Origin of the sequence: Treponema sp. UBA7567, from assembly GCF_002476655.1 — a bacterium.
Classification (GTDB): Bacteria; Spirochaetota; Spirochaetia; order Treponematales; family Treponemataceae; genus Treponema_D.
Genome location: NZ_DLLH01000020.1, coordinates 4503 through 13370, shown reverse-complemented (window position 1 = coordinate 13370; position 8868 = coordinate 4503). Strand labels below are relative to the sequence as shown.

The 8868-nt window shown below is 40.0% G+C and carries 6 protein-coding genes; 3 read left to right on the top strand and 3 right to left on the bottom strand.

Annotated elements, in window-relative coordinates; all coding sequences use genetic code 11:
• The first annotated feature begins 1608 nt into the window (after positions 1–1608).
• Entirely contained in the window at positions 1609–3006 is a 1398-nt protein-coding gene (locus B3Y13_RS02095) for a UPF0164 family protein (protein WP_296667169.1), read from the top strand.
• Positions 3007–3064: 58 nt separating this feature from the next.
• Here the strand turns inward: B3Y13_RS02095 and B3Y13_RS02090 are convergent, their stop codons facing one another.
• Together B3Y13_RS02090 and B3Y13_RS02085 are read right to left on the bottom strand one after the other, a co-directional pair.
• Positions 3065–4639 carry a 1,4-alpha-glucan branching protein domain-containing protein gene (locus B3Y13_RS02090; RefSeq protein ID WP_296692418.1) on the bottom strand — a complete coding sequence of 525 codons (1575 nt, stop codon included), beginning with the start codon at positions 4637–4639 and terminating at the stop codon, positions 3065–3067.
• A 21-nt stretch (positions 4640–4660) separates the two neighbouring features.
• Positions 4661–5338 carry a DUF4912 domain-containing protein gene (locus tag B3Y13_RS02085; RefSeq protein WP_296025099.1) on the bottom strand — a complete coding sequence of 226 codons (678 nt, stop codon included), beginning with the start codon at positions 5336–5338 and terminating at the stop codon, positions 4661–4663.
• 310 nt (positions 5339–5648) lie between these two features.
• Here B3Y13_RS02085 and B3Y13_RS02080 point away from each other — a divergent pair, with 310 nt between their 5' ends.
• Together B3Y13_RS02080 and B3Y13_RS02075 are read left to right on the top strand one after the other, a co-directional pair.
• Complete coding sequence (locus B3Y13_RS02080) at positions 5649–6266, top strand: formate/nitrite transporter family protein (RefSeq protein ID WP_296667174.1); 618 nt, start codon at positions 5649–5651, stop codon at positions 6264–6266.
• 309 nt (positions 6267–6575) lie between these two features.
• The gene (locus tag B3Y13_RS02075; RefSeq protein WP_349681354.1) at positions 6576–7667 is read left to right on the top strand and encodes an InlB B-repeat-containing protein; all 1092 of its coding nucleotides are present in this window, start codon (positions 6576–6578) and stop codon (positions 7665–7667) included.
• 101 nt (positions 7668–7768) lie between these two features.
• On the opposite strand, the gene B3Y13_RS02070 is transcribed toward B3Y13_RS02075, so the two are convergent.
• Positions 7769–8868 (bottom strand): type II toxin-antitoxin system HipA family toxin (locus tag B3Y13_RS02070; protein WP_296692415.1); only part of this gene is annotated, 1100 nt, incomplete at its 5' end.

Genomic DNA, 8868 nt, shown 5'->3' with positions numbered 1-8868 from the left:
TTTATCGTAAAAAGCCAGAGGAACGCTCCAGTCAAGACTTTTATTTTCGGCCAGGAAAGTCTTTCCGTCCGACAGAGAATTTTGTTCTGCATCAATTTCTGCAATTTTATTTTCATAATAAGCCGCAGAATTTAGAATTTCTTTTCCAAGAACAGAAAAATTCTTGTTTAAGCTGATTTTTTGAGCAAGCTCAAGATTTTTGTCAGAAACGCTTTGTGCAAGATTAAGGGCATTTTTTAAGTTTTTTGCCGAAAAATTTTGAANNAATCCTTGTATTTTTCAAAACCAGAAAAATCGCCGCCGTCAATTTTTTTGTAAAAAGAATGAATTTCCTGTCCTTGAAATGCAAATTTTGCCGCGCCGTCTGCAAGCTCAAAAACCGGAAAAGTTTCAATTTTGGAATCAAAAATCCGCGGATTTAAGGCAAACTGAGAGTTTATGAGGGAAAATTCATTTAAAATCGCTTCGTAAACCGTATTTTTTAAATCTTCAACGCGGCTGTTCAAGAAAGCATCGACCGCAGCCAAAATTCCGGAAGAAGAAAGTTTTTCAAATCCAAAAACCGCCCGTGCGCTAAAAGTTATGTACGAAGTGTCTCCAAGTCCGGGATTGAGTCCGATTGCGCGCCTGTCGAGAGCTAAAAGTTCGGTTCCTGAAGAATAAATTTCGTTTCTTGCGCGGATAATTTTTTCAAAGGAGCGGCTCATTTTTTTTAACGCAGATTCTGATTCGTCCGTGCGTAGATTTTGAACCGCCGATTTGTATTTTTTATAGTCTTCCTGGCAGTTTTTTAGAAGGTCATTTAAGCTTGAATTGAGCTCAGAGAGCTTTTTAATCTGTTTTTCGACTTTTGCGTTCAGCTCGTCCGGATAAACGACCGCAATTTCTTTTTCGCCTTCAAAAACCGCATCAGAGTCTTTAGTTTTTAGAGAAAGCGCTTCCGAAGATTTTTGGGCTGCAAGAAAATAATTTTCTGACGAATCAAAGCCAGCATTTTCGACAAATTCCGCGCTTTGGGCCAAAATTGAATTTGAACGGTTGATGTAATACGAAAGGCGAATTGTGCGCCGGGCATCGTTTGTAAAATCGACAGCTTCTTTCGGAGGATTCTGCTCCATTTTTTCGAGGGAAACGATGATGTCCATTTTTTTGCTGTCGAGAGCATCAGCCTGCAAATCGCTCAAATCGGCTGATTCCTGCATTTTTTCCGCAAGAACAAAAGCCTGCGCGTTAAAATCCAGCCTTTTTTTCATAATTTGCGAAATTCTTTTTTGAGCGCGGTCAAACTGCTCAGGATTTCTTTTTATAAAAACCGAAAGCGCTTCAAGAGCGGAAGAATATTCATTTTTTTTTATGAGCAGGTCAATTTCCGAAAGCGAAAGAACTTTTTCCTCCAAAACAGGCTTCTGCAAAGAAATATTTTCCTGAGAAAAAAAAGGAAAAGCAAAAAGAGAAAAAATAAAAATGCCGGCGAAAAATTTAAAGCGTGCCAATTTTTAATATTTTCGGTATTATTTCTTATGCAATAAAGGTAAAAAACCGAAATTTAAATTAGAATAAAGTGAACGGCAGTTTTTTGAATTTTGAAACAGATTTTGCGATAAATTGATGAAAAAATTTAATATTCAAAAACAGGATCTAGTTCATACTGACATAAAATTTATGCGAAAAAAACAGCATTTTGCAAAAAAACAAGCATTTATTTTTCTCGCCGTTCTGGTTTTTAACGCCGCAGCCGCGCCTTTTTGCGTTTTTGCGCTCGATCTAAAAGACGTCAATTCAAAATTGAGCGATGTCTTTGGTTCTTTTTCTGACAGCAACGAGGGAACCACAGTTTTTCGTTCGCTCAATATTCCAACCGGAGGACGCTCGGAAAGCCTAGGAACTGCAATAACAGGTCTTTGCGACGACATCACTTTTTTTGACTACAATCCGGCAGGCTCAGCAGTTTTAAGCAATTCAGAAATCGCATTTTTTCACAACTCTTGGATTGCAGACTCGGCAATGGAAACATTGGAAGGAAGCTTGAGATTCAACAATCTTGGAATGGGACTACAGTTAAAATGTTTTTATGTTCCGTTCACAGAATACAACCTTTTTGGAGACAAGCTTGCAGGAAGCTATTACTCAGAAACCTCGCTCGCGTTCAACATGGCGTATAATTTTTTGGCGGGATACAATTTTAAGGGAATTGCCGCAGGTTACACGGTGCGCGCCTCGTGGCGAAATATGCCAGATTATGCAGACAATCAGACAGACAAAATAAAAAGCGGTTCTGGACTTGAACAGTCTGCCCTCGGTTTTATGGCGGATTTTGGACTTCTCGTAAGGTTTAATTTTCTTAAAAATTTCAGCAGTCTTGAACCAAATTTTAATTTTGGACTTGCTCTCAACAATCTCGGTCTTGCCTTTACTGGCTTTTCTAAAAATTTTGAGCTTGACGATTCTCTTCCAACAAGAATAAGCGCCGGCTTTTCGTACAGACTGTTCAAAAATCTTCTTTTTACGGCAGAATTTCGCCAGCCTGTAAACCTTATGAACTTTTCATCTTCGCAAAAATTTTCGTTTGCCAGCGGAGCAGAAATCAACGTTACGGCTTTTTTCGATTTTGAAGCAGGATTTATGCTCAGCGGAGGAAATCCGCGTTTTAGCATTGGAAGCCAGTTCGACATAAAAGGCATAAAAATGAACGTAAATTATACCCTCGACCTTACAACTTCGTTCAATCCGGTAAACCACATAAGCCTCGCGGCGCGGCTTTTGCTCGGAGACAGAGGCCGTTCACAAATAAGAACAATGGTTTACGAAAAATACACGGAAGGAATCGAGCTATATTCAAAAGGCGACAGACAAAATATTCAAAAGGCGATTGAAAAATGGACAGAAGCAAAAAATATGTCATCCTCAATCGGAATAAAATTTGATCCGGCAATTGAAGCAATAACAGCAGCCCAAGATTTACTGAACGTCCACGACCAGATAAAAAATTTCGGTTTTCTAAAATAAATAAAAAAATCTGCAAATTCAATCAAAACTTTGAACTTGCAGACTGTTTTATAAAAAATTACTGTTTTCGGCAGAAGATGCGGTAATTCAGCCACGGAAAAAGGACGTGCTCTTTTTCGAGTTTTGTAAGCCATTCCGTGCTCACAGTATTTGAACCCAAAGCATCAAAAACTTTAGTAAAATCAATGACACTCTTTGTAAAAGATTCTCTTGCAAAATCAGAAAAAATTCCCGAATGAATCATCTTTGCAAGCTCTCCAGACTGGGCAAGCATGAGTTCCTTTGCGCCAAGAACCAAAAGCCTCACTTTTAAGCCAGTGTCGTCAGGGAACCGGCCGGAAAGGTCAACCATGCGTTCGCACATTTTTCTTGTATAGCGCAGCATCCAGCTGTTAGAACTGTCCAAAAGATCTTCTCCATAACCAGTTCCGCTCGCAGCAGAAGGATAAGGGTTTATTTTTTCGAGCTTAAACTGATCTTTTATCAAATCGCCAGTAGCGACAAACTTAGAAGAAGCATTTTTTCTCAAAACATCTTCAAAAAAGTCCATTCCTTCAGCCCAGCATTGTCCCAAAGCCGCGGCGTCAATCGCGCAGACAAGAACAGGGTTTTCAAGATATTCAGAAGCTTTTTCGAGTTTTCGATTCTCTTCGTCCAAAAAAGCCGCAGCGTCAATTTTCGCCTGCTCCAAAGCCTTTTTAGAATCATATGGCGAATCAGAATCATCTTTTTTTGACCAATAGCGGAACAAAGTGTTTCTCCGAGGCGAATCCGGCTGCAAAAAGCCTTCAAGCTCGCTTTCTTCAAGCTCAAAACCAATGTCTTTTTCCTGATTTTTATAAACCGGATTTGAAGAAAAACCTTCGCGGCCGTTTATTTTCTGCGAAGCTTCGCCATCACGTCCAAAAACAACAAGCGAATTCCAGCAACGGGCAGGAACAAAAATTCCGGTTTTAGGAGCGTTTTCGCTAAAAAGAATTCCGTGAGTATCCAAAACCGTGTAATTTATTCCGTAAGAGCGGAGAGTTCTTTCAATTCCCTTTGCGTAACCCATATATGGAAGCCAAAAACCGTCAGGAGCGCGGCCAAAAAAGTGCCTGTGCGACATAATTCCAGTTTCAACCTGAGCGTTCAAAACTTCAGGCATATCGGCATAATGCGGCAAAAAAGCGTGAGTTCCGCACGAAGCAAGAATTTCAATTCTTCCGCGCTTTGCAAAGCCAGCAAACTGCTTTAAAAGGTTGCACTCGTATTTTTCAACAAAATCCTTTCTAGTCTGAACAATTTTTTCGAGCTGTTCTTCAGCGTTTTTTAAAAGCTCTGGACAAGAGGCAAGTCTTTTTTTTTCTTTTTGGCCAAGACCAATGCAACGGTCAAGCCATTCAACATACTGACTCTGCAACACCTCGTCATCCAACATCGAGCACAAGACCGGAGACAAAACAATTGAAAATTTTGAATCGATATTTTCGGCCTCAAGTTTATTAAGCAGGTTTACAAGCGGAACATAAGTCTGGCTCAACGCACCAAAAAAAATATCATTTTCCGCCCCAGGAAGCTCACCTTCCTTACAGACATGACGGACATAAGGCTGATGCGCAACGACAACGATTGAAAGATTTTTTTCTGACATTTTTAACTCCAGCTCCGTTAATTATAAAAACGACTGACGATGATTTTCAAAATGGGCATTTAAAAGACCTTTCATATTAGAAAGCTCAACCAATTCTCCAACATCAAGCTCCCGCCCAGGAAGCGAATTCAAAATCGGAGAACCTTTCGGAAGCTCAATTTTTCTGGAAACAGCGAGATTTTCGTCATCCTTGCCACCGCTGTACTGAGCAACCAAATCAAGGCGCACAAAATTTTTCCCCGGCGACAAAAGAACATACTGCTGCCTGTCCGAAATTCCGAGCTGAACATCAAAAGACTCAGCAGGCTTTTCGTCATCGGCATTCTCCCAAAAGGAAACACGAAGACAAAGTGATTTAAAAGAAAAATCAGAATTAAGACGGGCAATGTCCGCCGCCGAAATATCCCAGTAAACAAAAACCCATGCAGGATTTCGCAAAACTGCGCAAATTTCCGTTTCATTGTAAGTTTCAGGCAGCGCTTCTTTTTTTTCAAGAGCTTCGGCTTCACCTTCAACCTCAGAAATATCTTCGTTTTCAGACTCTGACTGCAATTCTTCGGCAGTTTCCAAAAGTTCCCTGATAACAAAGCTTCTATTCAGATTTTCCGGTATGTCAATACCAAATTCATCAGCAAGCGAGAGCAAATCCGCAGTTGACAAAGTAGCCAAGTGCGAAAGCGTAATATTTTTAGTTTCCATAATTTTAACTGCTTCCATAATCTTAAAAAAAATAGTTTAAGTCAATTAAAAGCGCAAAATTCCAGACTTAATTGAGCAAATCCGGCCTTTTTTGCGCAAAATTTTGAATTTGGGAGCGCATTTTTTGTAAAAAAAATATTTTTTCAACAAAAATTGGCAAGCAGCCTCAAAAACCGGCTTTTCGCAGTTCCGCTTCCGCTTCATTCGGCAAATGCCGAACGCTGCGCGCTGCTGCAATCCGGGCTGCATTCCCCTTCAATTCGTGCTTCCCCTTTTCCTAAAAGTTTTTTTTTACTAAAATTACAGCATTATGATAAACGAAATCAAAAAAGCAATTCTTTCAGGCATCCTTATTTCAATCGGCGGATGCGTTTACATGGCAAGCGTAACGGCAGGACTAAAATGGTTCGGCGCTCTTCTTTTTTGCGGCGGACTTTTTGCAATCTGCATCTACGGATTCAACCTTTACACAGGAAAAGTCGGTTATCTGGCTTACAATTTTAAAGACAAAAAAGCTTGGGAACTCGTAATTGTAACCTGTTTTTTTAACCAGCTCACAACATTCTTAATCGGAATCGCAGTCGGAAAATATTTTCCTTCAATTCAGGAAGCGGCGGCAAAAGCATATTCAGCAAAACTAGCCGCTCCTCTTGCAAAGCTGTTTATTTCCGGCATTTTCTGCGGAATTTTAATGTTTCTTTCGGTAGACACCTGGAAAAACGGCCATAAACTCGGACTTTTTATCTACGTGCCGGTGTTCATAATCGCAGGATTTGACCACTCAGTAGCAAATTCGTTCTACAACGGAGCCGCCTTTGGACCAGAAACCTTCACCCTCAAAAACGCAGCCGTAGTCGCCACAGTAACCATAGCAAACGGACTAGGCGGCTGGATATTTCCGCTTTTAACAAAACCCGCACGTCCGTGAGCTGACAAAAGCTTTGCTTTTGCCGGTTAGCTGTCTTTATGCGCCATCCGTGGCGCCATTTTTTCAAAAAGACAATTTCTGTTTTTACAAACATCTGGCAAAAAGCGCACATCCTTGAACGCGTTACAAAGTACAACCAGCTACTGCACATTGACAGCAAAAAATTCCTATCCTATAATTTTTGAAGTTTGCGTTGCAAACATTCTTATCTTTTTATCAAGAAAATGTTTTTAAAGTATTGTAGCGGTCATTGAGTTTATCGAAATGACCCGAACATTTTTCTATTTTACAGGAATATTTTAATGAAAAATTACCGTAAACATCTTACCCCCCCCACCAGTCGCGCGTGTAGTTTTAGCGTGCGTTTTTGCACTCTCGCTTTTTGGTTGCAAGATAACTACCAGCGAGCCCGACAAATTTACCGTTGCATTTGACGCAAACGGCGGAAGCGGCACAATCGAAAGCATTACAAAAACAGAAAACGAGGAATTCGAGCTTCCGGCAAACACATTTACAAGAACCGGCTATACCTTTTCCGGCTGGAGCACAGACAAAATCACGAATGAATCCAGCAAATCCTACAAAGACAAAGAAAAAATCACGCTGACAGAAGATTTGACGCTGTACGCACAGTGGAAGGAAAATCCGTCTTATTCTATAAACTACAACTTGAATGAAGGGACAAATCCAGAAGACGCAAGAACATCGTATAGACAAGATGAAACTGTTGTCTTGCCTGTTCCAACACGTGAATTCTATGATTTTGCAGGCTGGTATTTAACGCAGGATTTTTCAGACGAAGCGATTACAGGCTGGAATGCAGGTGAAAAAACAGGAAACATCACACTTTACGCAAAGTGGACTGTAAAAGCGGAAAATGTGGTGAATGTAATAAACAGTCTTACAGAAGGAACCTATAACATTTGTGTTGTTGGAAAAATTGATGAAGATACAGTAAAAAGTATAGGTATAGCATTATATTCAAATGAAAATGTAAAGGTCAATCTTGATTTAAGCGGAACAACTGGACTTGAAAGTATTCCAGAATTTGCGTTTCTTGAATGTACAGGTTTGACAAATATAGAAATTCCAGAAAGTGTCACTCATATTGATTGGGATGCGTTTCGGGAATGCATAGGTTTGACGGATATAAAAATTCCGGCAAGTGTCACGATTATTGAGAAAAATGCATTTTTTGGCTGTAGAAGTTTGACAAATATTGAAATTCCAACAACTGTCACAAGTATTGGCTGTTGGGCATTTTTTGACTGCACAAACCTTACTACAGTAAACTATATGGGCACAATAGAACAGTGGAAGTCTATATCTTTTGACAGTGGCAATGCGGACTTGACTTCCGCCAAATTCATCTGCACAGACGGTACAATAAACGGCGACTAAACTTGTCATTATCGGGCTTGANNAAGATTGCTAAACGAGTTTGCCATGCAAACATCGCCGTGTCAAAATCACCAATATGCACAGTGCTCATTTCGACGCGCTCAATGAGCACTGTTGTTTTTGTCTTCAAATGCTGGCCTCATCAAGTCTATTTCGGATTTTGTGCAGCCGTTTTGTTTTGCGACTTTCTGCCAGTTGCCTTCTATTATTTTAGAGATTCTTGTAACATTGTCTTTTGCTTTTGAAGCGGTAAGATTGTAGTATTTTGCGGTGTCTAAAGCCAAAGAAATTCTTTTTAGGTTGTTGTTTTCTGTAATGTTCAAGGAAAGTTGTTTTCCTCTTGGATTCGGATTTACATCAAATAACGGAGATAGCTTCCAGCCATTTTCTGTAAGTATAAAATCGTGATTTCTTAAATGGTCATCTGTATTTGAAACTAATATAGAAAATACAATTCTGTTCCAAAGTTCCTCTAAATCTTTGTCCGGCTGTATGCTGTATGTTTTTATAAAATCAGCCATCTCTAAATAACTTGAGCCATCCTCGTAGTTTGCTCCATCTATTTTGCCCAATAAGGTCAGGGCTGAGGCGCAATGTATTCTTTTGCAATTTTTATTGTTATATTGCCGGTCAAATCGTTTTGTAAGAAATGTGCTGCCCTTTTCAGAAAAATCTTTTAACATTGTTTCTGGTGCATCAAGTCCAGAAAGTTTTGCAAGGTCAATTGCCGTTTTTTCCCATGCTCCGATGTTGTAGTCGTCGTGGTTTGAAGGAAATTTTGCAATCCATAGCTGCCCCAGTTCATCTTTTACTGTGGCTTTGGGTCTGGCTCCACCTAATGAAGAGCCTGGTTCTAAAAGTATTTGAAGCCATTTGTCATCTTGCAGGTGTGATTTTTCAAATTCTATTGATGCCTGCTCCAGCTTTCGCAAAGTTTCTAAAGGCGGCACATTATACAAGTCTGTCTCAGAGATAAAGTTTTGTGAGTCAGCATATTTGAACCGCAGTCCTCCCATTCTTGACTCATCATTTACGCCAATCAAGAAATCCAGTTCGGTTAATTCCCGTGCATCCCGGTTTTCTTTTATTGCGAGTATTTCTTCTTTTCTCTTTAAGAGTTTTCTTCCCCATCTGTCAGGAAGGCAGTCCGACAAGAATCCCCAGATTTTTTTGTCGGCTGGCACAAATTGCCGTCCTTTTG